A 25,411-nucleotide genomic window follows, 5' to 3' on the forward strand; every position below is an offset into this window, starting at 1 on the left:
GACGTCAGATGTGCGGGAGCACGCCCTCGAAGCCGGCGTCGGTGTGCTCCTCGTGCGGATCGACGAGCGTGGTGTGGGGAAGTTCGGCATCCTCCTTCGCGAACACCTCGTACTTCTTGTCCTCGGTGAGGTGATACAGCAGGAAGCCGGTGAGCAGCGCGCGCGTGATCTGCTGGGTCTTCCGCTCGGAACCGCCGATGCCGAGTGCACCCAGGAGGCGGCGTCCTTCGGTGAGCCCCGACTCCTTCGCCCCGTTGACGGCGCGCAGGACGTGTTCCCCGCCCCATGCCTCGGCCAGCGCCTTGGCGTTGCTGTTCATGGTGTCGATGTCGGCACCGGCCACGATCAGACCCGGCGCTGTGATCTTGGACGCATACTTCTCGGCCTTCGGTGCGGTCGGCGCCGGGAACAGGGCGGCGACCGCCGACACGTCCCGCTGCGCGGCGGCCAGCACTGCCACACCCGCACCCATCCCGTGTCCTGCGAACGCGACGCGGTCGGGCTGCACGCTGATCTGGCCGGGACCGAGTCGCACGCCCACACAGATGTCGAGGGTGGCCCGGAGGTCGGTGGCGAGGCCCAGGTGAGAGGGCACGGGACCCCGCTCGCTGTTGGGGGCTGCCACGACGATTCCCCACGAAGCCAGATGCTCGAGCGTCTTCCGGTAGTGGTCGGCACCTGCCATCCAGCTGTGCGCGAACGCGACGGCGGGCAGGTTGAAGCCTGATTCGGGCGTGTATACGACGCCCGGCTGTCCGGCGAGTGCGAGGTCACCCCGCAGCACGCGGTGCGGTCCTCGCTTGGATAGTTCACGGGCCAGGGTCTTCGGTTTCGGCGCCACGGGGAGAACGTTATCCGATTCGCGGGCCGGCGAGAGAGCCGATGCGGCACACACTCCGACTTCGCCGCGTCGCCCGGTCCAAGTACCCTGATTAACCATGTGCGGAATCGTGGGATACGTCGGCCACCGGCAGGCTCTGACTGTTGTGGTGGAGGCCTTGCGGCGAATGGAATACCGCGGATACGACTCTGCCGGCATCGCCGTGCTCGACGGACACGGCGGCATGGCGGTCGAGCGGAAGGCGGGTCGTCTCGCGAATCTCGAGGCCGAACTCGACGAGGTCGGGGCCGAGCACTTCACCGGGAGCACCGGGATCGGTCACACACGGTGGGCCACGCACGGCAGGCCGACCGACCGCAACGCGCACCCGCATCGTGACGCGGGCAACACGGTTGCCGTCGTGCACAACGGCATCATCGAGAACTTCGCCCCGCTGCGGGCCGAACTCGAGCACGACGGAGTCGACTTCGCCAGCGACACCGACACTGAGGTCGCGGTGCACCTCGTCGCCCGCGCCTACGCCTCGGGCGAGACGGCCGGTGACTTCGTCGCGAGCGCGCTGAGCGTGCTGCGCAGGCTCGAGGGCGCGTTCACGCTCGTCTTCACGCACTCGGACCACCCGGACACCATCGTCGCGGCGCGCCGCTCGACGCCCCTTGTCATCGGTGTCGGCGAGGGAGAGACGTTCCTCGGGTCCGATGTCGCGGCGTTCATCGAGCACACCCGTGACGCGGTCGAGCTGGGGCAGGACCAGGTCGTGGTGATCACCGCGGACGGGTACTCGATTCTGAACTTCGACGGATCCGAGGCGCAGGGCCGCCCGTTCCGCATCGACTGGGATCTCGCCGCCGCCGAGAAGGGCGGCCACGACTACTTCATGCTCAAGGAGATCGAGGAGCAGCCGGCCGCCGTCGCGGACACCCTGCTCGGTCACTTCCAGGACGGGAAGATCGTTCTCGACGAGCAGCGACTGTCGGATCAGGAGCTGCGCGACGTCGACAAGGTCTTCGTCGTCGCCTGCGGCAGCGCCTACCACTCGGGGCTGCTCGCGAAGTACGCCATCGAGCACTGGACCCGCCTGCCCGTGGAGGTCGAGCTCGCCAGCGAATTCCGCTACCGCGACCCGGTTCTCGACCGGTCGACGCTGGTCGTGGCCATCTCGCAGTCCGGTGAGACGGCCGACACCCTCGAGGCCGTGCGCCACGCCAAGGACCAGAAGGCGCGGGTGCTGGCGGTGTGCAACACGAACGGTGCCCAGATTCCGCGCGAGGCCGACGCCGTCCTCTACACCCGGGCAGGTCCGGAGATCGGTGTCGCGTCGACCAAGGCGTTCCTCGCGCAGGTCACGGCGAACTACCTGGTCGGCCTGGCCCTCGCCCAGGCCCGCGGCACCAAGTACCCGGACGAGGTCGCACGCGAGTATGCCGACCTCGAGGCGATGCCCAACCTGGTGAGCAGGGTGCTCGAGACGGTCGAGCCGGTGCGGGCGCTGGCGCGGGAGCTGGCGTCGTCGTCGACGGTGCTGTTCCTGGGTCGCCACGTGGGCTACCCCGTGGCGCTCGAGGGTGCGCTCAAGCTCAAGGAGCTGGCGTACATGCACGCCGAGGGCTTCGCGGCCGGCGAGCTCAAGCACGGGCCGATCGCGCTGATCGAGGACGGGCTGCCGGTGATCATCGTGATGCCGTCCCCGAAGGGGCGCGCGGTGCTGCACTCGAAGCTGCTGAGCAACATCCGGGAGATCCAGGCCCGCGGGGCGCGGACCGTCGTGATCGCGGAGGAGGGCGACGAGGCCGTGCGCCCGTTCGCCGACCACCTGATCGAGATCCCGGCGGCACCGACGCTGCTGCAGCCGCTGCTGTCGACGGTGCCGTTGCAGGTGTTCGCGGCGGAGGTCGCGCAGACACGGGGCTACGACGTCGACAAGCCGCGTAACCTCGCCAAGTCCGTCACCGTCGAATAGCGGCGACCGTAGGGGCGTGGCAGGGCCGCGCCCCTACGGGGTGACCACGACGGTGCCCGTCATCTCGGGGTGCAGCGAACACGTGTATTCGTAGGTCCCCGGTTCGGTGAACGTGTACGTAAAGGTGCCGGTCTGCATCAACCGGCTCCGCAGCACACTCTTCGCGGCGCCGACACCCACCACGTCGTGGGTGACACCCCGGTCGTCGAAATTCCAGGTGACGGTGTCTCCGGCCGTGACGGTGAGCGTCGCCGGCGCATACGCCATGTTCGCGACCTGCACGACGGGTCCGGTCGGCGCCTCGGGCGCCGCGCTGTCCGGCGAACCGCATCCGGACACGACGCCCGCCATCGAAATGCTTGCGGCGAGAGCCACTCCGGCGATCCACGAGCTTCCACGTCCACGCATGACGTCGAGCGTAGTCTGACCCGGTACCGACCCTTCTCGACGAGGAGTTCCCATGCGGGGCTACTACACCGCTGACGAGGTTCGAGCCGCGGAGGCGCCGTTGCTGGCGTCTCTTCCCGACGGCGCGCTGATGCGACGCGCAGCGCATGGGCTCGCCACGGTGGTGGCGGCGGAGCTGCGGGCGCGGACCGGGGGCGTCGCCGGTCGAACGATCACGGTGCTGGTGGGGTCCGGGGACAACGGCGGGGACGCGCTGTGGGCGGCGTCGATGCTGCGCAAGCGCGGTGCCGCGGCCACCGCGGTGCTGCTGAAACCGGAGAAGGCGCACGCGGCCGGGCTGGCGGCGTTCACCGCGGCCGGCGGCCGGGTGGCCGCCCCGTCGGACGAGCTGGGCCTGCCCGATCTGGTGATCGACGGAATCGTCGGAATCTCCGGCAGGGGGCCGCTGCGACCCGATGCTGCGGCGCTGGTCGACCGGATCGAGGCTGCTCCGATCGTGTCGGCGGACCTGCCGAGCGGTGTGGACCCGGACACGGGAGCGGTCGACGGCCCCGCCGTGAGCGCCGCCGTCACCGTCGCATTCGGCGCCCTCAAACCGGTCCACGCGCTCGGTGCGGCGCACTGCGGCCGGGTCGAGCTCGTGGACATCGGACTGTCGCTCGGCGCTGCCGGGATCACTGCCCTCGACGCCGCCGACGTGGGTGCCGCGTGGCCGGTGCCGGGGGCCGGCGACGACAAGTACTCGCAGGGCGTGGTGGGGGTGGTCGCGGGCAGCGACGGCTACCCGGGCGCCGGTGTGCTGTGCACGGGCGCCGCGGTCACGGCCACGTCGGGGCTCGTCCGCTACGCCGGGCCGTGCACGAACGAAGTGCTCGCGCACTCGCCGGAGGTGATCGCGACCGCCGATCTCGCGAAGGCGGGACGCGTCCAGTCGTGGGTGGTCGGGCCGGGCATGGGAACCGACGACGCCGCCCGTCGCACGCTGCGGACGGTGCTCGAGTCCGACGTGCCCGTGCTCGTCGACGCGGACGGTCTGACCCTGCTCGCCGAGGACCCGGACCTGGTGCGTTCGCGGACCGCAGCGACACTGCTGACCCCGCACGCCGGGGAGTTCGCCCGGCTGACGGGGACGGATCCGGGTCCGGACCGGGTGGCGTCGGCACGCGCTCTCGCGGCCGACTGGAATGTTCACCTGCTGCTCAAGGGGCGTGCCACCGTGATCGCGGAACCCGGGGGCCGGATCTTCGTCAACGAGGCGGGCGGATCGTGGTCCGCCACCGCGGGTGCGGGGGACGTGCTCGCCGGGATCATCGGCTCGCTCATGGCGGCGGGCATCACCCCGGCGCGGGCCGCCGCGGTGGGTGCGCGAGCTCACTCGCTGGCCGCGAACCTGGCTGCCCGTGGCGGTGGCGCGGACCTCTCCGCAGGGCGCGGAACAGCACCGATCTCCGCCGCGACGCTGCTCGCACACCTCAGGGAGTCGATCAGAGTCCTCCGTGCGGGGGTGTCACCCGGAGAAATGCCGGCCTCCTCGTGAATGGCAGGATCGAACATATGACGCTTGCTGAAGCAGTACCGGCCGACGACCACGGACACAGCGAACCCGCAGCGCCCGCACAGGCCGCGCCGGCACCGCAGGCCGAGGCCGTGGTCGATCTGGACGCGATTGCCCACAACGTCCGCATCCTGCGCGACAGCGCCCGGGACGCGGCGATGATGGCCGTCGTGAAGGCGGACGGCTACAACCACGGCGCGGTGCCCGTGGCACGCGCAGCGCTGGCCGCCGGAGCGTCGGAACTGGGCGTGACGACGGTGGCGGAGGCGCTGACTCTGCGCCGCGCGGGCATCGACGCACCCGTCCTCGCGTGGCTGCACACCGTCGACGCCGATTTCGCCCCCGCGATCGCGGCCGGTGTCGAACTCGGCGTGTCCTCGCCCCGCCACCTCGCCGCGGTGGTCGCTGCCGCCCGGAGCGTCGGCACCCCGGCGATCGTCACGATCAAGGTCGACACCGGACTGAACCGCAACGGGGTGGCACCCGACGAGCTGGCGCAGGTCCTCGTCGATCTGGCGCGCGCACAGGCCGAGGGCTCGGTGCGGCTGCGCGGCATCTTCTCGCATCTCGCCCACGCCGACGAGCCGCACCACGCCTGGATCGATTCCCAGCGCGACCGACTGGTCAGCGCGATCGCGGATGCCAAGCGTCAGGGACTGGTCCCCGAAGTGGTGCACCTGTCCAATTCCGCGGCCACCCTGACCCGTCCCGACCTGCGGTTTGACATGGTTCGCCCGGGAATCGCGATATATGGGTTGTCGCCTGTACCCGAACTCGGTCAGTTCGGGTTGCGCCCGGCGATGACACTGCGATCGAGGGTGGCTCTGGTGAAGAAGGTGGCGGCAGGTGAAGGCGTGTCCTACGGGCACCAGTGGGTGGCCCCACGGGATACGACGGTGGCGCTGCTGCCGTTCGGGTACGCCGACGGGCTCCCGCGCTCGCTCAGTGGCCGTTTCGAGGTCCAGCTGGGCGCGGAACGACGGCCGGGGATCGGGCGGGTGTGCATGGACCAGGTGGTCGTGGATCTCGGGCCGGACGGCGGGGGAGTCCGGGAGGGGGACACCGCGGTGTTCTTCGGCAACGGAGACCTCGGCGAGCCCATCGCGCAGGCGTGGGCCGACGAACTCGACACCATCCACTACGAGGTGGTGACGGGGGTACGCGGACGCACGGTGCGCAGTTACGTCGGCGGAACGGGTACGTAGGACATGGGTGTGTCGAAGCGTCTGGGGCTCGTCGGCGGCGTGCTGAGCGCGCTGGCGCTCGGTTCGGTCGCCGGGGCCAACGCGCTGCGCAGCGCGACCCGGCCGGGCCGCGAGATCTATCGTGACGAGGACTTCACGCTGATGTCGCGGGACCGGCGCAGCGTCGTGGTCACCGAGGACGGCGTCGCGCTCGCGGTCCGCGAGGTCGGTCCCGAGGACGCGCCCGTGACGGCGGTGTTCGTGCACGGCTACTGCCTGGACATGACGTCGTGGCATTTCCAGCGCCGCCAGCTCGCCGAGCGGTGGGGCGACGACGTGCGGATGGTGTTCTACGACCAACGCGGGCACGGCGATTCGGGTGTGCCGTCCACGGCGAGCTGCACCATCGCTCAGCTGGGCGCCGATCTCGCGACCGTGATCGCAGCGAAGGCCCCCACCGGACCGGTTGTGCTCGTGGGGCATTCGATGGGCGGGATGACGGTGCTCGCCTTCGCCGGGCAGCGACCCGAACTGGTGGCGTCGCGGGTGGTCGGTGTGGGCCTGGTTGCCACGGCCGCTGCGGGTCTCAGCGAGACCGGATTGACGCGGAACCTGCAGAACCCGGTCATCGACGGCTTCCGGCTGGCCGTCCGGACGTCGCCCGAACTCGTCCAGCACGCGCGCGGCGCGGCCCGCGTGCTGATCACCCCGATCCTGCGGGCAGCGTCGTACGGCACGGATGTGAGCCCGCGGCTGCACAGGTTCTCCGACTCCATGCTGGACCGGACGTCGGTGGTCACCGTCGTGAACTTTCTGCGCACACTCGAATTGCACGACGAGTCCGCCTCACTCGAGGCGATCGAGCACATCCCGTCCGTCGTGGTGTGCGGCGACAGCGACATGATCATCCCGTTCGGCAGTTCCCGGAAACTGGCGGCGGACCTTCCGGAGTCCGAACTGGTGCGGGTGCGCGGTGCCGGCCATCTGGTGCAGCTCGAGTTCCCGTCCGTGGTATCGGACGCCGTCGACCGGGTGCTGCATCGTGGCCTGGCGACGTACGAATCGCGTGAGCAGTCCGATGTCGGCTGAAGAGGGAGTGTTGCCCGTGAGCGGGACCGTGGTGTTGCCGACGGCGGAGGACACCGAGCAGTTCGGGCGGGACCTCGCCCGGGGACTCGTCGCCGGTGATCTCGTGGTCCTCGACGGACCCCTCGGTGCGGGGAAGACCGCACTGACGAAGGGAATCGGAGCCGGGCTCGGCGTGCAGGGGCGAGTGACTTCGCCCACATTCGTGATCGCGCGGGAGCACCGGGCGGGCACGCGACCCGACGGGGGCGCGCCGGTCGGAATGGTGCACGTGGACGCGTACCGACTGGGCGGAAGCGGCCCGCACGCGCTGGACGAACTCGACGCGCTCGACCTCGACACCGACCTGGCTGCAGCGGTTGTCGTCGTCGAATGGGGCGCGGGCATTGCCGAGCAGCTGGCCGATCGTCACCTGCGGGTACGCCTGCGCCGCGAACCGGAGACGGACGTCCGCACCGCCCACTGGGAGTGGATTTCCTGACGGGTCGGGTGTCGGGAGCGGTTCTGACGTGCGAGTACCCTCAGTTACCGTGCTTGTTCTCGCCATCGACACGTCCACGCCTGCCGTGACCGCCGGAGTCGTCCGGGTTTCGGCCGATTCCGCATCGGTGGAGGCGGTGGACACCCTCGCGGTGCGCGTGACGGTCAACCCGCGCGCCCACGCGGAAGTGCTCACCCCGCACATCCTCGAGTGCCTCACCGAGTCGGGTCACGTCGCCGCGGACCTCGACGCGGTGGTGGTCGGCGCCGGACCGGGGCCGTTCACGGGACTGCGCGTGGGGATGGCCACCGCCGCCGCGTTCGCCGACGCCCTCGGTATTCCGGCCCACGGCGTGTGCAGCCTCGACGCCATCGCCGCACAGGTGGACGGTGACCGGAATCTGCTGGTCGTCACGGACGCACGCCGACGTGAGGTGTACTGGGCGCGCTACTCGGCAGGGGTGCGGGTGGAAGGCCCCGCCGTGGTGAAGCCGCGCGAGCTCGAGCCGATGCCGTCCGAGGTGGTGGCGGGATCGCCGTCACACGTCGACTTCTTCGATCTGCCGGTCGAACCCGTGGAAACACCGTCGCCCGCAGGGCTGGTCACGGTGGCCGCGGATGCCCTGTTCAGCGGTGCGGCACCGGCGGCGCTCGTACCGCTCTACCTGCGGCGCCCGGACGCGGTCGAACTGGCGGACCGGAAGAAATGACATTCCGCATCGAACCGATGGCGGCCACGGATGCCGACCGGTGCGCGGAGCTCGAAACACTCCTCTTCGCCGGTGACGGGCCCTGGAGCGCCGGCGCATTCAGGGCGGAACTCGCCGCACCGCACGTGCACTACACCGTGGCGCGGGACGACACCGGCCACGTCGTCGGGTACGCCGGAATCGCTCTGCTGGGCAACGGTTCGCATCCCGAATCCGAGATACACACGATCGGAACGGACCCGGCGTGTCAGCGCCGGGGGATCGGCGGGGCCCTCCTCGACGAACTCCTGCGCGTCGCCGACGCGCGGGGTGGCCCGGTGTTTCTCGAAGTGCGCACCGACAACGACGCGGCGATCGCCCTGTACAGACGTGAAGGATTCGAGATCGTGGGAACCCGTAAGAAGTACTACCAACCGAGCGGTGCGGACGCCTTCACGATGCGTCGCCCCGGATCGGGTGAGGAGCCGGTGCAATGATCGTCATGGGGATCGAAAGCTCTTGTGACGAGACCGGAGTCGGCATCGTCCGGTGGAACGGTGACGGGACGTGCGAACTCCTCGCGGACGAGGTCGCATCCAGCGTCGAAGAGCATGCCCGGTACGGCGGGGTGGTGCCCGAGGTCGCGTCCCGCGCGCACCTCGAGGCGATCGTCCCGACGATGCGGCGCGCCCTCGCCGCGGCCGGCATCGCCAAGCCGGACGCTCTCGCCGTCACCATCGGACCCGGTCTGGCCGGCGCCCTGCTCGTCGGTGTCGCGGCCGCGAAAGCCTATGCGGCGGCCTGGGACATCCCGTTCTACGCGGTGAACCACCTCGGCGGCCACGTCTCGGTCGACACCCTCGAACACGGACCGATGCCACCGTGCGTGGCGCTGCTCGTGTCCGGTGGGCACACCCACCTCCTGCACGTCGAGGATCTCGCGAAGCCCATCGTCGAACTCGGCACCACCGTGGACGACGCGGCCGGCGAAGCCTTCGACAAGGTGGCCCGCCTCCTCGGCCTCGGATTCCCCGGTGGCCCGGCCCTCGACGCCGCGGCGCAGGTCGGCGACCGAGACGCCATTCCCTTCCCGCGCGGGATGACCGGGCCCCGGGACGCCCGGCACGACTTCTCGTTCTCCGGGCTGAAGACGGCTGTCGCACGGTACGTGGAGTCCAAGGAGCGGGCAGGGGAGGCTTGTTCGGTGCCGGATATCGCCGCGAGTTTCCAGGAAGCCGTGGCGGACGTGCTGACGATGAAAGCGGTGCGCGCGGCCCGCGACGTCGGCGTGGACACACTCGTTCTCGGGGGCGGCGCCACGGCCAACTCGCGCATCCGCGCACTCGCCGAGGAACGCTGCGCCGAAGCCGGACTTACCCTGCGGGTGCCGAAACCGCGCCTGTGCACCGACAACGGGGTGATGATCGCCTCGCTCGGCGCGCATCTGATCGCCGGCGGCGCCGCGCCGTCCCTGCTGACCGTGGCCAGCGACCCCGGACTGTCGGTGGCGACCAGTCAGGTGTTCAGCTGACCGGAATCGTGACGGTCTGCGTGGCCGGGGGAGTGAGCGTCTCGCCGGGCTGAGCACCACTCGGTTGCGCCGCATCGGGACTCGGAGCAACCGTGCCCGGGGCCGGGATCATCGGGAAGAGCCCTTCGGGCGCCGCGGGGGCAGTGGATTCCGCGGGCGCGGCGGGCGTCTCGGTGGGCGGCGGTGCTACTTCCGGTACGTCGGGTGCGGGCGTACCCGGGCGCGGTTCGTTCGGCGTGGATTCTCCCGGAACCTGCGGCCACAGCGGCGGAATCGCGGGCCATTCGATGTGCGGCCACGACGGCTGCGACGGGTTCGTTCCGGGCAGCGTCGGACGCGAGGGAGCCGTGGGTGTCGGCACCGGAGTGGTGGTGGTGCGCGGCGTCGTGGTCTCGCTCGTCGAATCGGGCGTCTGCTCGGGGGTCCGGTCCGTCTGCGGCTCGGAGGTGGGCGGGGCAACCTGATTCGGGTAGTACGCCGACGTCGGCGTCGGATCGTACGACGGAATCCGTGTCGCGGGCGGTTCGTCCGACGTCGTGGTCGTGACCTGCTCGGTGGTCTGGAACATGTCCGTCCCCGCGGGGGAGACGTTGGGGTCGGGTGCGGGCGCGAGTTCCTTCACGCCGTAGCCGAGAACGAGCCCTCCGACCACGAGGGCGCCGACGAGTGCCCCCGACACCTTGGCGGCCGAACCGGGACGGGTCGACTCGGTGGCCGGGTAGTCGCGGATGGCGGAGGAGACGGCGAGCAACGCCGCACCTTTCGCGGTCGCCGTGTCGGGTTCGGGCACAGCGATGACCCGTGCGGTGAACGCGTCGGCGACGGCGGCGGTGATCGCGGGTATGTTCGCGCCGCCACCGACCAGGGCCAGGGCGTCCGGTCGACGCGGGGAGTCGGCGACGGTGGCACGGATGAACTCCACCGCGACCCGGACGGTCGGTGCGGCGATCTCGTCGAACCTGGTGCGGCTGATCTCGATCGGGCGGATGCCGTGCAGGTCGATGTCGACGTGCGCATTCGGCTCCGAGGACAACTGCTCCTTGGCGACGCGGCACCGCGCCGAGAGCAGGCCGCGGTCCAGGTGCCGCAGGGGATGCGGGGTGGCGATACTGCCGACGACGTGGTGGAAGACGAGGTCGTCGATTCCGGTGCCGCTCACGTGGGTCGTGCGGTCGGCGTGCAGGACGGTGCCGTCGACCTGGTCGACGACGGCGACGGACAGTCCGGACTCGCCGAAGTCGACGATCGCGACCGTGGCATGCTGGGCGACCTCGCCGGTGTGCCGAAGATAGGTGAGGGTGGCGGCGGTCTCGGGCACGAGATGCACGCGGTGCCGCTGCCTGCTGACGGCGCTGCGGATCGAATGCGCCTGCTCCGCCGTCCGGTACGCGACAGCGAACGCGTCGGGTGTGGTGGGGTCGGCAGGAACCTGGGTGGTCATCAGCGAGATGGAGGAACGGACCAGGTCGCCGAGGTCGGTGTGCGCCTGATCGGCGGACAGGTAACGGAACTCGACGTTCTGCGTACCGTTGGAGGCGGTGGTGACGAGGGCGGAACCCACACCGGCCGCACCGGTCGACATCCCCAAGGACATACCCATCTCACACACCCCCTCACGTTTTCGACGCGTGACCTGCTGTCTCTGTCGGAACGCCCTGTTCAGCGGGGAATCCCTGCCCGTTGAATCGGCGACTGTTATCTGAACGTTACAGAAAACAAACGGATTTCGCTCCCGACTTCCGGCCCCGGGAGACGAGGATGGCGCTCGATATCCGGTCTCACCTGCACAGTTGTCCAAAGGAATCTGATGCGACGCGCCAGCGATTTTCGCAACCTCACGAGACGTGAGCGCCGACGGCTTCTGCTGCGTGCAGTTCTGCGCCCGCTGGTCACCGTCTTCCTGTGCACGGTGGTCTACTTCGCCCTGCCGTGGACGTCGCTCGGGGAAGTGTCCGCCCTGTTCTTCCTGGCGGGCGGCTTGCTCGTGGTCGCGCTCGTCGCGGCCTGGCAGATCTGGCGGATCGTCAAGTCCGACGTACCGGCGCTCCAGGCGATCGAGGCGCTGGCCCTGATCCTGCCGCTCTACCTGCTCGGGTTCTCGGCAGGATATTGCCTGATGTCCGAAAGTGATCCGGGTTACTTCACCGAGCCCCTCACGCGGATGGGTGCGTTGTACTTCTCGCTCACCGTCTTCTCGACCGTCGGGTTCGGCGACATCGCCGCGACGACCGATCCGTCGCGAGCCGTCGTGAGTGTGCAGATCATCGGAAATCTGATCCTTCTCGGCGTCGGCATCCGCGCGGTCGTCGCGGCCGTCGACTGGGCCCGCAGGCGCCGGGTCTAGCGACCCGACGCCAGTACCAGTTCGACGTTCCGGTCGGGTGTCCCGCCGAGCAGGTCGGGGTCCGCGTGAATGTCGTTGAACGACAACTCCCGGTACAGCGACGCCAACCCGAGCGGTGAGAGATCGGTGTGGTCGACGGAGTAGGGGCTGTCGGCCTCGAACAGCGTCGTGAGCAGCGACACGGTTCCGTCGACGTTGTCGACCACCTCGACGATCCGCCCGTGCTGGGGGAAGTCGATGTGCGAGGCCGTGTTGATCTCCCAGAACGACTGCTCCGGAGTCGATCCGGGCCACGGCGTGATCCGGTTCTCGTGGGTGTGCCCGTTGACCCAGGCGAGGACGTTCGGGAATCGGTGCAGCAGATCCACCAGTCGCGAACCCCGGATCCGGGGTTCCGCCGGGGCGGAGGGGTCGGGGACGACGTTGTCCATGCTGCCGCTGGTGTGGTGACTGAACAGGACGAACCAGGTGTCGTTGCGTACCTGGGACACCGGGTTGCCCGCCGTGTCGAAGTACCGGCTGCTGCCGGCCACCAGGGTGTCCTCGATCCACCGGAACTGCGCAGCACCGAGCGAGCCGTCGACGAACCCCGCCCGGTTGGTGGAATCCATGCTGATGCCGACCACGCCGGGTGCGATCTCGAACGAGTAGTAGCCGATCCCGGTCTCGCCGGCATCAGGTGCGAAGCCGTGACCGACCGGTCCGGGGCCGGTGTTGGCCGGGTCCAGGTGTGCGGCGATGAACTGGCGGGGAGTGAACGGCGCGCGTGCGGGGTCGGGTGTGACGACCCGCGCGGGGGTCGTGATCGCGGACAGGGCGGCGGGAATGGCGCCGGGATCGAACCTGGTGGCGATGTCGACCGACTTCGCCTCTTCCGGCGATCCCGGGACCTCGAACTTCAGCGAACCGGTGTACATGGCTTCGAGCGGTGGGATGCCGCTCGGGACGGTGCCCTGCACCGAGTCGTCGTGATTGCCGAAGACGCAATACCAGGGGGTGCGGAGGCCGGGGCTCGTGACGGGAGAGATCGCCGCGCCGAGCAGGCCGGGTATCTCGGGGAACCCGGCCTTCTTGTACATGTCCTGGATGGACGACTCCGGGTTCCAGTACAGATCGGCGCCCGAGTTCTGCACGCCTTCGTAGCGGTCGGGTGCGCCCGTGTTGGGGACGATGGTGCCGCCGTTGAGCGCGGTGAGGAACCAGCCGAGTTCGGCGAATTCCTTGTTGTCGGTGTTGTCGCCGGTGCTCACGACCGCGTCGAACGGGCGCTGGGTATGCGGGCCGGATGCGAGCGCGTTGACCCGTGCGACGAGGGCGACGAGACCCTGGGCGGTGAGTGTCTCGTGCGGGCGGAACGCGGACCCCGTGAAGGGGTGCACGTATTCGAAACGCATCGGGGACTGGGCGTCGACCAGGTGGACGTCCGTGAGCTGGACGAGGGAGGCGAGGGCGGTGCGCCGGTCCTCGCGCCCGCTGCGGGCCTCGGCGAGTTCCGTGCGAACGATGGTCGGCCACCCCGGTCCCGCGCCGAGCCTGCGGTATCCGGAGTCGCCGAGGGGGACGGCCACCGCTTCGAGGGTGGTGCCGGCCCCGGACGTGGGAAGCGGCGCCGCGCCCGCGTACTGCAACCCCCACGGGCGTGCTTCGAATCCCACTGCCCCGATCGCCCCGAGTCCGGCAAATGTCAGGAATTTACGCCGAGTGATGTCAGACACCAGAGGAACCTTAGGTGACGACCCGTGAGACAAGCCGATATTCGGCTCGGCGCGGTCTACCACCCCCTTCTCCTTGAGCGTTGGCACTCTCACGTATAGAGTGCCAAGTGGCGCCGATCGAGCTCCGGCACCCGCGACGACGGGGCTGTGTGAAGTGCCGTAAACGGAACACTCAAACAGGAGTCCGGAGAAGTCTCCGGATCCGCATACCCCAAAGTGGAGGGCTCATCGTGGCGAGCGTCAACATCAAGCCGCTCGAGGACAAGATCCTCGTCCAGGCCAACGAGGCTGAGACGACGACTGCCTCCGGCCTGGTCATTCCCGACACGGCCAAGGAGAAGCCCCAGGAGGGCACCGTCGTCGCAGTCGGCGAAGGCCGCGTCAACGAGCAGGGCAACCGCATCCCGGTCGACGTCAAGGAGGGTGACACGGTCATCTACTCCAAGTACGGCGGAACCGAGATCAAGTACGCCGGCCAGGAGTACCTGATCCTGTCGGCACGCGACGTGCTGGCTGTCGTCTCCAAGTAAGCCATACGTGATCCGCCCCGGAGTCCCCACAGGATCCCGGGGCGGAGTGCGTTCACGCGCGTAACCCTGAGATCCAGGAGAAGACAGAACACATGTCCAAGCAGATTGAGTTCAACGAGGTCGCACGCCGGTCTCTCGAGCGTGGAGTCGACAAGCTTGCCGACGCGGTCAAGGTGACCTTGGGTCCGCGTGGCCGCCACGTAGTGCTGGCGAAGGCCTTCGGCGGCCCGACCGTCACCAACGACGGTGTCAGCATCGCCCGGGAAATCGAGCTCGAGGACCCGTTCGAGAACCTCGGCGCGCAGCTCGTCAAGAGCGTCGCCACCAAGACCAACGACGTCGCCGGCGACGGCACCACCACCGCCACCGTGCTGGCTCAGGCCATCGTGCGGGGCGGTTTGAAGAACATCGCCGCGGGTGCGAACCCGATGGCACTCGGCATCGGCATCAACGCCGCGGCCGACAAGGTCGTCGAGGCACTGCTCGCCGCCGCGAAGCCGGTCGAGGGCAAGACGTCCATCGCCCAGGTCGCGACCGTGTCCTCGCGTGACGAGGAGATCGGCGAAATGGTCGGCGAGGCGCTCACCCGCGTCGGCACCGACGGCGTCGTGACGGTCGAGGAATCCTCGACCCTGGCGACCGAGCTCGTGATCACCGAGGGCGTCCAGTTCGACAAGGGCTACCTGTCGCCGTACTTCGTCACGGACCTCGATGCACAGAAGGCCGTGTACGAGGACGCGCTCGTGTTGCTGTACCGCGAGAAGATCACGTCCCTGCCCGACTTCCTGCCGCTGCTGGAGAAGGTTGCCGAGAGCGGCAAGCCCCTCCTCATCATCGCGGAGGACGTCGAGGGCGAGGTTCTCTCGACGCTCGTGGTCAACTCCATCCGGAAGACCATCAAGGCCGTCGCCGTCAAGGCGCCGTTCTTCGGTGACCGCCGGAAGGCGTTCCTCGACGACCTCGCCGTCGTCACCGGTGGCACGGTCATCAACTCCGACGTCGGCCTCACGCTGAAGGACGCCGGGCTGGACCTGCTCGGCAGCGCACGCCGCGTCGTGGTCAGCAAGGACGAGACCACGATCGTCGACGGCGCCGGAACCGACGACGACATCAAGGGTCGCGTCGCGCAGCTGCGCCGCGAAATCGAGAACACCGACTCCGACTGGGATCGCGAGAAGCTCGAAGAGCGTCTGGCGAAGCTGGCCGGTGGCGTCGCCGTCATCAAGGTCGGCGCGGCCACGGAGACGGACCTCAAGGAGCGCAAGTTCCGCGTCGAGGACGCCGTCAACGCCGCGAAGGCTGCTGTCGCCGAGGGCATCGTCCCCGGTGGCGGTTCCGCTCTCGTCCAGGCGAGCACCGAGCTGGCCGACAACCTCGGTCTGACCGGTGACGAGGCCACGGGCGTCAAGGTCGTGCGCGAAGCACTGCAGGCGCCGCTGTTCTGGATCGCCAGCAATGCCGGTCTCGACGGTTCCGTCGTCACCAGCAAGGTTGCCGAGCAGCCCAAGGGCCACGGTTTCAACGCCGCGACCCTGACCTACGGCGACCTGCTCGCCGACGGTGTCGTCGACCCCGTGAAGGTCACCCGCTCCGCGGTCGTCAACGCGGCCTCGGTCGCGCGGATGATCCTCACCACGGAGAGCGCCGTGGTCGAGAAGCCTGCGGAAGAGGACGAGCAGCAGACCGGTCACGGGCACAGCCACTAGGCTCTGGCGTCGCGACCGATCGGGCTCCGATCGTTCGAGCGAAGACACCCCCGTGCGGATCACCGCGCGGGGGTTTCTTCTGCCTGCAGGCGCCGGATCAGCTCAGTTGCAGCACCGCGAACGGTTCCGACGTCGGCTGGGGAGATCCTCCGGGCGGTTCGACGGTGACGGCCAGCTTCGACATCGACCCCACGTCGTCGAGGACGACCGTCGTGGTCGGCTGCATCTCTCCGGGAGAGATGGTTCCCGCGGGCACGGGCGCGTCCCCGGATGCGGGCATCAACCACAGCTGGTACACGGTGTCGGCGCTGGGCGGGGCGACACCGTCCAGCACGAACACCACGGCGTCCTGCGACTTCGAGTAGTTGGCGGTCGCGGACCCGCCGGCGGCAATCGCACTCGTCGACGAGTGCACGTCGGAGGCGTCGAGAACCTGCTCCGCCACAGTCGGCGACGGACCTTCCGTGAGCTGCCGAACGATCACCGTCCCGCCGGCGAGCACCCCGACTGCCGCGGCAGCGGCGACGGCGATCTGCCAGCGACGCCGGCGGGAGCGGCGTTCGGTCAGCGACGTCGGCCCGGCGGCGGAGTGCCGGACTTCGTCGAGGACTCGAGTCCGCACCCGGGGCGGGGGTTCTACGGCTCCCACCGCGCTCACCACCGCGAAAGCTTCCCGGATCCGCCGGACCTCGTCGGTGAAGGTGGAGCGGGTGTCCTCGTCGGCGGTGGCGAGATCGGTGTCGAGTTCGCGGCGCTCCCTGTCGTCGAGCGCATCGAGTGCGTACGGGTACGCCATGCCCACGAGTTCGTCGTTCATGTCACAGACCTCCCAGGCACCCGCGAAGACGCGTCAATCCGTCACGGATGCGCGTCTTCACCGTGGACAGGGCGACCCCCAGCTGGGAGGCGACCTCTCGGTAGGTGCGGCCGTCGTAGTACGCCATCGCGACGGACTCACGTTGTGTGTCCGTGAGCGAGTCGAGGCAGGCGAGCACCGATTGATGCTCGAGCCGGCGGGTCACCTCCTCGGTGACGTGGTCGAACGGCCCTGCAATGTTGGTGGTCTCGTAGAGCGCCTCGCGGTCGGTGCCGGCCTGCTCGGACCGCACGCGGTCGACCGCACGGCGGTGCGCGAGCGTCATCAGCCAGGACAGGACGGAACCGCGGGCCGGATCGAAGTTGGACGCGGTGCGCCACGCCTGGAGGAAGACTTCCTGCGTCGTCTCCTCCGCGTACCCGGGATCCCGCAGGACCCGCAGGACCATGCCGTGGACCCGGGCGCTCGTCCGGTCGTAGAGTTCGGCGAAAGCGTCGGCGTCCCCGTTCGCGACGCGGGCCATGGTCTCATACAGTTCCGCGGATTCGGTGGTCCGGGCCCCGTGTGCCCCGGCTGCGTCCGCCGAACACACGTCTTCTGCTGGAGTGTTGCCCTCGGGGTTCGTCACCGGCACTCATCTCGGTTCATCGAGAACCACGGTAGCGTGCACATCCACTCATCTCCTCCAGCCGGTAGGCATTCGGAGACCGCGTCGCGGTGGATGGGTGGGAGGGTGCCGATGTGACGAGAGGAACCCCCGTGCGGCGACGAGGGTTCCCCGATGAGTGTGGTCGAGCGGTCAGACTGCTATCCGGCCGCGTCTGTGCCGGGCGTGCATCTCGCGTTCCGTCTCGGACATTCCGCCCCAGATCCCGTACGGTTCGGACACGCTCAGGGCGTGATTGCGGCACTGGGCGAGGACCGGGCAGCGTCTGCACATTTCCTTGGCCCGGGTCTCTCGCTGCGCACGAGCTCGGCCACGCTCTCCGTCGGGATGGAAGAACATCGAGGAGTCGACCCCGCGGCACAGTCCGTGCATCTGCCAATCCCAGATATCGGCGTTCGGGCCGGGCAGGTGGTTGGGTGCAGGCATGTGGACTCCTTAGCTGCAAGCTCGCCTCGGGCGACGAGCGGACCGTGGGCTCGTAGGTACGTTCAAGCCACTGAATCATTCACGTCGCTAACCGTAGAGTCGGTTGTGAAATCGCGTCAATAGTTGTTCACAGTGGCGATTTACATATCCCACGAACTGAAAGTTAACCTGGAAAATATTTACTTTCCCGCGGTTCCGTGATTCCGTTTCGGGTTGAAAGACCCCGGGGCGCGGGTAACGATGTCCGGGTGCCCCAGCCCGCGGAGCCAGAAACCCAGCCCTCTTCCGGATCCCCGGACGAGGGACCCACGATCTCGGTATCGGCCCTGGCCAGAAAGCTCGGGGTGGCTCCGTCGACGCTCCGCACCTGGGACCGCAGATACGGCATCGGGCCCTCCGTTCACGTGCAGGGAAGTCACCGGCGGTACACGCCGCGCGACGTCGCCCGGCTCGAATGCATGCAACATGCGCTGGACGGTGGTGCAAACTCCGCGGAGGCCGCGAGATATGCGATTAACGCAATGGCTACGTATTCGTCAGAAAGCGACCGCCGACCGGGTGTGAAAAATCTGGGTGACAACTCGGTGAACGGGATGAAAACAGACCCGTCGAACCTTTTGTCACCTTTTTCCGGCCTCGGTGGCGCCGAGGCATCCGTCCGGAATTTATCGGGTGCGCTGCTGGCGCGAGACGTCGTGACCATCCGGCGGATCATCGTGCGGGCCGTCGCGGAGCGGGGATTCAGCTCCATGTGGACGACCCTGGTCGTTCCGGTGCTCGAATGGGCGGACGAGGGCAGGAATTCGGACGCCGCCGCTGCGAGTGTCCGCGTCTTCGCCGAATGCGTCGCAGGGATTCTGTCCACGATGACGCTGGACGCGCCGATCGGTGGCGGTGGCCGTGTCCTGCTCGTGCACGTGCCTGCGGACTCGAAGGACACGGTTCCCGCCGATCCGTACGGCCTCGAATTCCGGGCACTGGGCGCCGCCCTGGCCACTGCCTCGGTGGACACGCGGATGGCGCTGCCACTGTGCCGGTCGGCGCTCCTCGCCTCCGTGACCAACGCCGAGCCGGACGTGATCGTCCTGTGGTTGCCCGCCGCCGGATGCGCCCTCCCGTCTCTCCTGCGGGCGATCCGCCGGCGGCGCACCGGGCTGACGATGCTCGCGGGCGGCCCCGGATGCCGGACGCAGTCACTTCCACGGTCGATAGCGGTGCTGGGCACGCTGGACGAGGCGGTGGACGCCGTCACCGCGGTCACCTGACCGCAGAGCGGCCGGACGATGCAATGATCTCGGCGTGCCCGACTCCACTCTCCGGTCCGACCCCACGAATTCGTTGATCCGCGCGGCGTTCGGCGCCGATCCGGGCGCGTGCCCGCTATCGGCGTCCGACGTTCCCGTCGAGCGCTGGATGCGAGCGGTGGCGTGGGGCGCCCGGGGGCACTACGCCCGATCCCGCGCAGAGCTGGACGCACTGACGCGCGGCGAGGTGGCCGAACCCGCGGTCGCCTCACTCGCGTGGAGCACGCAGGCGTCGTTGCTGAGGCAGCTCGGCTGGCACGGTGTGGCGTCCGGGTTCGACGGCCGGGCTCTCGCCGTCGTCGGGACGGGTCCCGGCGACGGCGACGACGTCCTCGTTCACGAAGCGCGGTGTGACGCGATGACGGGGCTGGCGGCCGACGCGTTGGGGTGCGGCCGGCTGGCACTGGGCCGGCGGCTGCTCGACAGGTGCTCCGAATACCTCGACGAGCGTGCTCCCGGCGAACTGTGGCGACAGCGCGTCCGCAGGCACTGGGTGAGCGCCGAGTTGTTTCTCGCGGGCGGAGACTTCGCCTCGGCGCGCCGCCACGCCGAGACCGCAGCGGAAATTTCGGAGGCTGCCGGATCTGTGCGGCACCACGTCAAATCGGATCTGCTGCGGAGCGCGTCGATGACAGGGGAGCCCGATTCGGGTCCGGCGGCACGGCTTGCCGCGGATGTGCTCGACCGGTGCGATCGGTACGGCTTGATACCTCTGAAGTGGGCAGCTGCGATGTTGCTGAGTGGTGTGACATCCGACTCACGTGCGGAGGCCGTGCGTGTGGAGTGCGAAGCCGTCATCAGGGCGCGAGGTGGGCGCTTCCGAATCTGACTCCGCTGCTCGGCCCCGTACGGGCGGGTTGCGCGCGAATCGCTGCGAATCCGGGCGAATACCGTTCGGTCCGCACCGTTACTCTTGGAGTGTTCCGCTGAGAGCGGGAGCACACCCATCGGGGGAGGTGCCACTGTAACGCCAGGATATTCAGCAACGATGACTAATACGAGCGAGGAGTTGGACTCCGCCGTCGCCGCTGCAACGCAGGGTGACCGGGCCGCTTTAGCTCTGGTCCTGGAAAACATTCGGCCCTTGGTTGTGCGTTACTGCAGAGCCAGGGTCGGTGCTGCGGAGAGGGGACAACTCTCCGCGGATGACGTGGCACAGGAAGTGTGCCTCGCCGTGATGACGGCCTTACCTCGCTACGAGGATCAAGGCCGCCCGTTCATGGCATTCGTCTACGGGATCGCCGCGCACAAGGTCGCCGACGCGCATCGGAACTCCGCCCGTAACAAGTCGGAGCCCGTCGCCGAAGTACCGGATGTCGTAGCCAACGATGACGGACCCGAACAGAGGGCGCTGGACTCGGAAGCGAGCAGGCAGATGAACGAACTGCTGAGCACGCTGCCGGAAAAGCACCGGGAGATCTTGATCCTCCGCCTCGTGGTCGGTATGTCAGCCGAGGAGACGGCCGCGGCCGTGGGTAGTACCGCGGGAGCTGTCCGCGTGGCTCAACACCGAGCCATCGCGAAACTGAAAAAAGAAGTGACGAGGGCAGGTGAGAGGTTTGGCTAGGGGCATCAAGCGCAACGGCAATCCCGATGCCGATCTCCCAGGAGACGACGCACCGGTGGACGTCGCGGCAGTGCGCCGCGACGACGCTTTGATCGACGCGATCGCCGGTGGCGGTCCTGTCGCGACGGATTCGCCGGAGCAGTACGAGCTCGCGCTTCTGCTGACCAATTGGCGCGCCGACATCGTGGCGACGCCGATGCCGACCGGGCCGGTGCTCGACGACGTGATCGCGGCGATCGACGCCTCGGACGCCCGTTCCGCACGCAGCGCTGCCCGCGGCAAGCTCCGCTTGTTGCGACCCATCGCCGGCGCTGCCGCCGCGATCGCGGTCGTCATAGGTGGCGTCACCATCTTCTCGTACAACGCCGCACCCGGCGATCCGCTGTGGAGCGTCAAGTCGGTCGTGTTCAGCCAGCAGGCCGATTCGACCGTCGCGCAGATCGACACCACGTCGCAGCTGCAGGAGGCCGAGCGGCTGATCGCCGCGGGCGACGCGGAGGCGGCGAAGAACCTGCTCGAGGGCGCCGCAGGCCGTTCCGGCGGGGTGCTCGACGCCGACCTGCGCAACGAACTCGACGTGTGGCGTGCGAAGCTCGCCGCGGAGGTCGAGAAGATCGCTCCCACCACGCCGCCCGCGGCGACGACGCCGGGAACCACCACCACCGACGCGCCGACACAGACCACCGAGTTGCCGGCCACGGTGCCGGGGACACCCGGTTCCACGACCGCGCCGGGAGTCGAGCAGTTGCCGGGAACCCTGCCCACGGATCTGCAGATTCCGGGACTGCCGCCCATTCCGCTGCCGCAGCTGCCCACGCTGCCGCCTCCGCCCGAGACGTTGCCGTCCACGAGCCCGGATCCCACGATCATGTTGGTTCCGACGCTGCCCTCGGACATTCCGGCGACGGAGCCATCCACCCAGCAGCCGCCGCAGGAGCCTTCGACGGTGCCGCTACCCACCACCACGACCCCGGTCCCGGTGCCGCCGCCCACCAGCTAGCGGTTCGGCGGCCCTTCCGCACAGACCACTGTGGCCCGACACTTCGCGTGTCGGGCCACAGTGGTCTGTATCGGGTTGTGCCGGATCAGGCGTCGAAACCGTCGCCGTGCAGAGCGTCGTTCATCGAGGCGTCCGCGTAGCCGCGGCAGTAATCCCAGGTGACGTATGCCTCGGGTGTCGGGTCGTAGGCGGGCTCGTGCGGGCGCACGGTGCCGTCGACCAGAAGCTGGAGGAGATTGGCACGGAGCATGTCCCAATCGTGGTAGTGATCTTGCTGGCAGTCTTCGCAGCAGACGACGAGACCGCGGATCCCGCGATGCGCCAGCAGCGCCTCGTACACGGCGAGGTCGGCCAGATCTTCCTCCACGGCGAGACGCTCGTGGGGGTCGAGTGGCTGGCCCGGTTCGATCGCATCGAGAGCTGCGGACGGGTCGGCGGGGTCGCCGGCGAAGGGGTCCGGGGGCAGACCTGGAGGCAGTTGATCGCGCACAGCACCACGGTACGCAGGTCAGCCCGGTCTGCGCCAGCCGTTCGGCGTACGCCCAGCGTGGGTGGGCTCCGTGGTGATCGCGTCGAGCCGATATCATGGTTTGTGGAGCTGGGAATATCGATCGTCGCTCCGGCCTTTTTCTTGTATCCGTGTTCCCGAAAGTTTCCACCAGATCGAAGATCTGAATGTCCACAGACGGCGCCACCGGCGCCGCACCTATGTTCCATGGAGGGCCCGAACCGCATGACAAGTTCAGCAGGGCATGTACACACCGGCGGTGACGACCCGAACAAGGTCGCGATGCTGGGTCTCACGTACGACGACGTCCTGCTCTTGCCGGCGGCGTCGAATGTCATCCCCGGCCAGGTCGACACGTCCAGCCAGCTGACCAGGGACATCCGGCTGCGAGTGCCGCTCGTCAGCTCCGCGATGGACACCGTCACCGAGGCGCGGATGGCCATCGCCATGGCCCGCGCCGGCGGGATGGGCGTCCTGCATCGCAACCTGTCGGTCGAGGCGCAGGCCGGGCAGGTGGAGACGGTCAAGCGGTCCGAGGCGGGAATGGTCACCGACCCGGTCACCTGCAAGCCGTCGGACACCCTCGCCGAGGTCGACGCCAAGTGCGCCCGCTTCCGGATCTCCGGACTTCCGGTGACCGACGAGGCCGGGCAGCTCGTCGGCATCATCACCAACCGCGACATGCGCTTCGAGGTCGATCAGAACCGCGCCGTGTCCGAGGTCATGACGAAGGCCCCGCTGATCACCGCCCAGGAGGGTGTGACCGCGGAGGTGGCGCTGGGCCTGCTCCGCCGCCACAAGATCGAGAAGCTGCCGATCGTGGACGGTCAGGGCAAGCTCACGGGCCTCATCACGGTCAAGGACTTCGTGAAGACCGAGCAGCACCCGGACGCCACCAAGGACCGCGACGGCCGGCTCCTCGTCGGCGCCGCCGTGGGTGTGGGCGACGAGGCGTGGAGCCGCGCAATGGCCCTCACCGACGCCGGGGTGGACGTGCTCGTCGTCGACAGCGCCCACGGTCACTCGGCCGGCGTGCTGGACATGATCTCGAAGCTCAAGGCAGAGGTCGACGAGCGTGTGCAGATCATCGGCGGCAACGTCGCCACCCGCAGTGGTGCGGCCGCTCTCATCGAAGCCGGTGTGGACGCGGTGAAGGTCGGTGTGGGCCCCGGCTCCATCTGCACCACCCGTGTCATCGCCGGTGTCGGCGCCCCGCAGATCACGGCGATCCTCGAAGCGGTCGCCGCGGCCAAGCCGCACGGTGTGCCGGTGATCGCCGACGGTGGACTGCAGTTCTCCGGCGACATCGCGAAGGCCCTGGCGGCAGGCGCGTCGACGGCCATGCTCGGTTCGCTGCTCGCAGGCACCGCGGAGTCGCCGGGCGAGCTGATCCTGGTCAACGGCAAGCAGTACAAGAGCTACCGCGGCATGGGTTCCCTCGGCGCGATGCAGAGCCGTGGCGCCGCGAAGTCGTATTCCAAGGACCGCTACTTCCAGGACGACGTGCTGTCCGAGGACAAGCTGGTTCCGGAGGGCATCGAGGGCCGGGTCGCGTTCCGCGGTCCGCTGTCCCAGGTCACCCATCAGCTCACGGGCGGTCTGCGGGCCGCCATGGGTTACACGGGAGCGTCGTCGATCGAGGAGCTGCAGAACGCGCAGTTCGTGCAGATCACGGCTGCGGGTCTGAAGGAGAGCCACCCGCACGACATCACGATGACGGTCGAAGCTCCCAACTACACCGCTCGCTAGCAACCAGTCACGATTCACGAGAAAGGGGCGCGCGTGCGCGACCTCGTTGAGATCGGCATGGGCCGAACAGCCCGACGAACCTATGAGCTGGACGACATCGACATCGTCCCCTCCCGCCGGACCCGCTCCTCCAAGGAGGTGTCGACGTCCTGGCAGCTCGACGCATACCGGTTCGACATTCCGGTGCTGGCGCATCCGACCGACGCGCTGGTCTCGCCGTCGTTCGCGATCGAACTCGGCAAGCGTGGTGGCCTCGGGGTCATCAACGGTGAGGGTCTGTGGGGCCGGCACGCGGACGTCGAGGCGAAGCTCGCCGAACTCGTCGCACTGGCCGAGTCGGACGTCGACGTCGAGGCGCCGATCAAGAAGCTGCAGGAACTGCACGCGGCGCCGTTGCAGCCGGGACTTCTGGCCGCTGCCGTGGCCCAGGTCCGCGATGCAGGTGTCACGACCGCGGTGCGGGTCAGCCCGCAGAACGCCCGGGCGCTGACCCCGCAGTTGCTGGAGGCGGGCATCGACCTGCTGGTCGTGCACGGCACGATCATCTCCGCCGAGCACGTCGCGCACGGCGACAGCGAGCCGCTGAACCTCAAGACGTTCATCTCCGAGCTCGACGTCCCCGTGGTGGCCGGTGGGGTGAGCGATCACCGCACCGCACTGCACCTGATGCGCACGGGCGCGGCCGGTGTGATCGTCGGATACGGCTCCACCGAGGGCGCCACGACCACCGGTGAGGTGCTGGGCATCGGTCTTCCGATGGCCACGGCGATCGCGGACGCCGCTGCTGCCCGCCGCGACTACCTCGACGAGACGGGTGGACGCTACGTCCACGTGATCGCGGACGGCGACATCACGTCCTCGGGCGACCTCGCCAAGGCGATTGCCTGTGGCGCGGACGCCGCAGTCCTGGGCGCACCGCTGGCCGTTGCCGCGGAAGCTCCCGGCGGCGGCTGGTACTGGCCGTCGGCCGCGGCGCACCCCTCGGTTCCGCGCGGCACGATGCTGCCGGTCTCGTTCGGTGACCGTCCGTCGCTCGACCGGGTCCTCACGGGTCCGTCCGATGACCCGTTCGGTTCGCTGAACTTCGTCGGCGGGCTGCGCCGGTCGATGGCGAAGTCGGGGTACTCGGATCTGAAGGAATTCCAGAAGGTGGGCCTGACGGTCCGCGCCTGAGGCGTCCGTCCGTCACTGCTTTCTCTCGTCGCCCGATGTCACATCGGTGCAGTTCAACTGCACTGGTGAGGCATCGGGCGACGTGCGTTTGCGGGTATCGCGACCGTTCCTGATACCTCTCGTTACAGTTAGGTGACCCTTGTGGCAGCTGTCACAGCCGCGGGGTGCATA

The 25,411-nt window shown here is 68.8% G+C and carries 25 protein-coding genes and 1 pseudogene; 18 read left to right on the forward strand and 8 right to left on the reverse strand.

Features of this window, described 5'->3' with window-relative positions; genetic code table 11:
* Window positions 1–4 precede the first annotated feature (4 nt).
* Window positions 5–841 carry a dienelactone hydrolase family protein gene (locus QM806_RS02765; RefSeq protein WP_005562364.1) on the reverse strand — a complete coding sequence of 279 codons (837 nt, stop codon included), beginning with the start codon at window positions 839–841 and terminating at the stop codon, window positions 5–7.
* A 97-nt stretch (window positions 842–938) separates the two neighbouring features.
* On the opposite strand from QM806_RS02765, the gene glmS reads away from it, so the two are divergent.
* Window positions 939–2,801: a glutamine--fructose-6-phosphate transaminase (isomerizing) gene (gene glmS / locus QM806_RS02770; protein WP_005253882.1), complete on the forward strand. Its 1,863-nt coding sequence runs from the start codon at window positions 939–941 to the stop codon at window positions 2,799–2,801.
* A 33-nt stretch (window positions 2,802–2,834) separates the two neighbouring features.
* Here the strand turns inward: glmS and QM806_RS02775 are convergent, their stop codons facing one another.
* Window positions 2,835–3,176, reverse strand: a complete 342-nt coding sequence (locus tag QM806_RS02775; protein WP_007301255.1) for a cupredoxin domain-containing protein — start codon at window positions 3,174–3,176, stop codon at window positions 2,835–2,837.
* Between the two features lie 85 nt (window positions 3,177–3,261).
* Between QM806_RS02775 and QM806_RS02780 the strand changes: the two genes are divergently transcribed.
* The 7 genes from QM806_RS02780 to tsaD are packed head-to-tail and all read left to right on the forward strand — an operon-like array spanning window position 3,262 to window position 9,734.
* On the forward strand, window positions 3,262–4,746 hold the full coding sequence (locus tag QM806_RS02780) for an NAD(P)H-hydrate dehydratase (protein WP_169694062.1): 1,485 nt from the start codon (window positions 3,262–3,264) through the stop codon (window positions 4,744–4,746).
* A gap of 17 nt (window positions 4,747–4,763) precedes the next feature.
* Window positions 4,764–5,969: an alanine racemase gene (alr, locus tag QM806_RS02785; RefSeq protein ID WP_007301253.1), complete on the forward strand. Its 1,206-nt coding sequence runs from the start codon at window positions 4,764–4,766 to the stop codon at window positions 5,967–5,969.
* 3 nt (window positions 5,970–5,972) lie between these two features.
* Complete coding sequence (locus QM806_RS02790) at window positions 5,973–7,037, forward strand: alpha/beta fold hydrolase (protein ID WP_005569290.1); 1,065 nt, start codon at window positions 5,973–5,975, stop codon at window positions 7,035–7,037.
* Window positions 7,027–7,515: a tRNA (adenosine(37)-N6)-threonylcarbamoyltransferase complex ATPase subunit type 1 TsaE gene (tsaE, locus tag QM806_RS02795; protein WP_005569292.1), complete on the forward strand. Its 489-nt coding sequence runs from the start codon at window positions 7,027–7,029 to the stop codon at window positions 7,513–7,515. The genes QM806_RS02790 and tsaE overlap by 11 nt, the downstream gene beginning before the upstream one ends.
* Window positions 7,516–7,564: 49 nt before the next feature.
* Window positions 7,565–8,224 carry a tRNA (adenosine(37)-N6)-threonylcarbamoyltransferase complex dimerization subunit type 1 TsaB gene (tsaB, locus tag QM806_RS02800; RefSeq protein WP_007301252.1) on the forward strand — a complete coding sequence of 220 codons (660 nt, stop codon included), beginning with the start codon at window positions 7,565–7,567 and terminating at the stop codon, window positions 8,222–8,224.
* Window positions 8,221–8,700, forward strand: a complete 480-nt coding sequence (gene rimI, locus QM806_RS02805; protein ID WP_005566598.1) for a ribosomal protein S18-alanine N-acetyltransferase — start codon at window positions 8,221–8,223, stop codon at window positions 8,698–8,700. Before tsaB ends, rimI begins: the two co-directional genes overlap by 4 nt.
* Window positions 8,697–9,734: a tRNA (adenosine(37)-N6)-threonylcarbamoyltransferase complex transferase subunit TsaD gene (tsaD, locus tag QM806_RS02810; protein WP_169694063.1), complete on the forward strand. Its 1,038-nt coding sequence runs from the start codon at window positions 8,697–8,699 to the stop codon at window positions 9,732–9,734. The genes rimI and tsaD overlap by 4 nt, the downstream gene beginning before the upstream one ends.
* Here the strand turns inward: tsaD and QM806_RS02815 are convergent.
* Entirely contained in the window at window positions 9,727–11,334 is a 1,608-nt protein-coding gene (locus QM806_RS02815) for a DUF7159 family protein (protein WP_169694064.1), read from the reverse strand. The two genes, tsaD and QM806_RS02815, sit on opposite strands and share 8 nt — an antisense overlap.
* Window positions 11,335–11,541: 207 nt before the next feature.
* Here QM806_RS02815 and QM806_RS02820 point away from each other — a divergent pair, with 207 nt between their 5' ends.
* Complete coding sequence (locus tag QM806_RS02820; protein WP_005566595.1) at window positions 11,542–12,078, forward strand: potassium channel family protein; 537 nt, start codon at window positions 11,542–11,544, stop codon at window positions 12,076–12,078.
* Here the strand turns inward: QM806_RS02820 and QM806_RS02825 are convergent.
* Window positions 12,075–13,793, reverse strand: a complete 1,719-nt coding sequence (locus QM806_RS02825; RefSeq protein ID WP_169694065.1) for a TIGR03767 family metallophosphoesterase — start codon at window positions 13,791–13,793, stop codon at window positions 12,075–12,077. The two genes, QM806_RS02820 and QM806_RS02825, sit on opposite strands and share 4 nt — an antisense overlap.
* A 230-nt stretch (window positions 13,794–14,023) precedes the next feature.
* Here QM806_RS02825 and groES point away from each other — a divergent pair, with 230 nt between their 5' ends.
* Both groES and groL read left to right on the forward strand, forming a co-directional pair.
* Entirely contained in the window at window positions 14,024–14,323 is a 300-nt protein-coding gene (groES, locus tag QM806_RS02830) for a co-chaperone GroES (RefSeq protein WP_003940763.1), read from the forward strand.
* Window positions 14,324–14,415: 92 nt separating this feature from the next.
* Entirely contained in the window at window positions 14,416–16,029 is a 1,614-nt protein-coding gene (gene groL, locus QM806_RS02835; protein ID WP_005253893.1) for a chaperonin GroEL, read from the forward strand.
* Between the two features lie 97 nt (window positions 16,030–16,126).
* On the opposite strand, the gene QM806_RS02840 is transcribed toward groL, so the two are convergent.
* The 3 genes from QM806_RS02840 to QM806_RS02850 form a co-directional block, all read right to left on the reverse strand.
* Window positions 16,127–16,846 (reverse strand): anti-sigma factor, encoded by a 720-nt coding sequence (locus QM806_RS02840; protein WP_054248328.1) that lies wholly within the window; start codon window positions 16,844–16,846, stop codon window positions 16,127–16,129.
* Between the two features lies 1 nt (window position 16,847).
* Window positions 16,848–17,480, reverse strand: a complete 633-nt coding sequence (locus QM806_RS02845; RefSeq protein WP_005253895.1) for a sigma-70 family RNA polymerase sigma factor — start codon at window positions 17,478–17,480, stop codon at window positions 16,848–16,850.
* Window positions 17,481–17,645: 165 nt separating this feature from the next.
* On the reverse strand, window positions 17,646–17,939 hold the full coding sequence (locus QM806_RS02850) for a WhiB family transcriptional regulator (RefSeq protein WP_005239766.1): 294 nt from the start codon (window positions 17,937–17,939) through the stop codon (window positions 17,646–17,648).
* Window positions 17,940–18,187: 248 nt separating this feature from the next.
* Here QM806_RS02850 and QM806_RS02855 point away from each other — a divergent pair.
* From QM806_RS02855 to QM806_RS02875, 5 genes and pseudogenes are all read left to right on the forward strand, one after another.
* Window positions 18,188–18,436, forward strand: a pseudogene (locus tag QM806_RS02855) (MerR family transcriptional regulator); the annotation flags it as partial.
* Window positions 18,437–18,532: 96 nt separating this feature from the next.
* The gene (locus QM806_RS02860) at window positions 18,533–19,204 is read left to right on the forward strand and encodes a transcriptional regulator (RefSeq protein ID WP_245371987.1); all 672 of its coding nucleotides are present in this window, start codon (window positions 18,533–18,535) and stop codon (window positions 19,202–19,204) included.
* Window positions 19,205–19,238: 34 nt separating this feature from the next.
* Entirely contained in the window at window positions 19,239–20,072 is an 834-nt protein-coding gene (locus tag QM806_RS02865) for a hypothetical protein (RefSeq protein ID WP_167114419.1), read from the forward strand.
* A 159-nt stretch (window positions 20,073–20,231) separates the two neighbouring features.
* Window positions 20,232–20,810 (forward strand): sigma-70 family RNA polymerase sigma factor, encoded by a 579-nt coding sequence (locus tag QM806_RS02870; RefSeq protein ID WP_005239770.1) that lies wholly within the window; start codon window positions 20,232–20,234, stop codon window positions 20,808–20,810.
* Window positions 20,794–21,810 (forward strand): anti-sigma-D factor RsdA, encoded by a 1,017-nt coding sequence (locus QM806_RS02875; RefSeq protein ID WP_283290225.1) that lies wholly within the window; start codon window positions 20,794–20,796, stop codon window positions 21,808–21,810. The genes QM806_RS02870 and QM806_RS02875 overlap by 17 nt, the downstream gene beginning before the upstream one ends.
* An 85-nt stretch (window positions 21,811–21,895) precedes the next feature.
* Here the strand turns inward: QM806_RS02875 and QM806_RS02880 are convergent, their stop codons facing one another.
* A complete protein-coding gene (locus tag QM806_RS02880; protein WP_005239778.1) occupies window positions 21,896–22,300 on the reverse strand; it encodes a DUF5319 domain-containing protein in 405 nt (134 codons plus the stop codon).
* Between the two features lie 243 nt (window positions 22,301–22,543).
* Here QM806_RS02880 and guaB point away from each other — a divergent pair, with 243 nt between their 5' ends.
* Both guaB and QM806_RS02890 read left to right on the forward strand, forming a co-directional pair.
* Window positions 22,544–24,067: an IMP dehydrogenase gene (gene guaB / locus QM806_RS02885; protein WP_005570999.1), complete on the forward strand. Its 1,524-nt coding sequence runs from the start codon at window positions 22,544–22,546 to the stop codon at window positions 24,065–24,067.
* Window positions 24,068–24,100: 33 nt separating this feature from the next.
* Window positions 24,101–25,240, forward strand: coding sequence for a GuaB3 family IMP dehydrogenase-related protein (locus QM806_RS02890; RefSeq protein WP_005257142.1), 1,140 nt, complete (start codon window positions 24,101–24,103; stop codon window positions 25,238–25,240).
* Window positions 25,241–25,411 lie beyond the last annotated feature (171 nt).

The organism is Rhodococcus sp. IEGM 1351, from assembly GCF_030056875.1.
In the GTDB taxonomy this organism is placed as follows: Bacteria; Actinomycetota; Actinomycetes; order Mycobacteriales; family Mycobacteriaceae; genus Rhodococcus_F; species Rhodococcus_F opacus.

Bases quoted from the DNA above. Each gene is read 5' to 3' on its own strand.
- QM806_RS02815 (WP_169694064.1), bottom strand. From the start codon at position 11,334: ATGGGTATGTCCTTGGGGATGTCGACCGGTGCGGCCGGTGTGGGTTCC.
- QM806_RS02870 (WP_005239770.1), top strand. From the start codon at position 20,232: ATGACTAATACGAGCGAGGAGTTGGACTCCGCCGTCGCCGCTGCAACG.
- tsaD (WP_169694063.1), top strand. From the start codon at position 8,697: ATGATCGTCATGGGGATCGAAAGCTCTTGTGACGAGACCGGAGTCGGC.
- glmS (WP_005253882.1), top strand. From the start codon at position 939: ATGTGCGGAATCGTGGGATACGTCGGCCACCGGCAGGCTCTGACTGTT.
- QM806_RS02850 (WP_005239766.1), bottom strand. From the start codon at position 17,939: ATGCCTGCACCCAACCACCTGCCCGGCCCGAACGCCGATATCTGGGAT.
- QM806_RS02790 (WP_005569290.1), top strand. From the start codon at position 5,973: ATGGGTGTGTCGAAGCGTCTGGGGCTCGTCGGCGGCGTGCTGAGCGCG.
- QM806_RS02820 (WP_005566595.1), top strand. From the start codon at position 11,542: ATGCGACGCGCCAGCGATTTTCGCAACCTCACGAGACGTGAGCGCCGA.
- QM806_RS02780 (WP_169694062.1), top strand. From the start codon at position 3,262: ATGCGGGGCTACTACACCGCTGACGAGGTTCGAGCCGCGGAGGCGCCG.
- QM806_RS02860 (WP_245371987.1), top strand. From the start codon at position 18,533: ATGAAAACAGACCCGTCGAACCTTTTGTCACCTTTTTCCGGCCTCGGT.
- tsaE (WP_005569292.1), top strand. From the start codon at position 7,027: ATGTCGGCTGAAGAGGGAGTGTTGCCCGTGAGCGGGACCGTGGTGTTG.
- alr (WP_007301253.1), top strand. From the start codon at position 4,764: ATGACGCTTGCTGAAGCAGTACCGGCCGACGACCACGGACACAGCGAA.
- guaB (WP_005570999.1), top strand. From the start codon at position 22,544: ATGACAAGTTCAGCAGGGCATGTACACACCGGCGGTGACGACCCGAAC.
- QM806_RS02840 (WP_054248328.1), bottom strand. From the start codon at position 16,846: ATGAACGACGAACTCGTGGGCATGGCGTACCCGTACGCACTCGATGCG.
- rimI (WP_005566598.1), top strand. From the start codon at position 8,221: ATGACATTCCGCATCGAACCGATGGCGGCCACGGATGCCGACCGGTGC.
- groL (WP_005253893.1), top strand. From the start codon at position 14,416: ATGTCCAAGCAGATTGAGTTCAACGAGGTCGCACGCCGGTCTCTCGAG.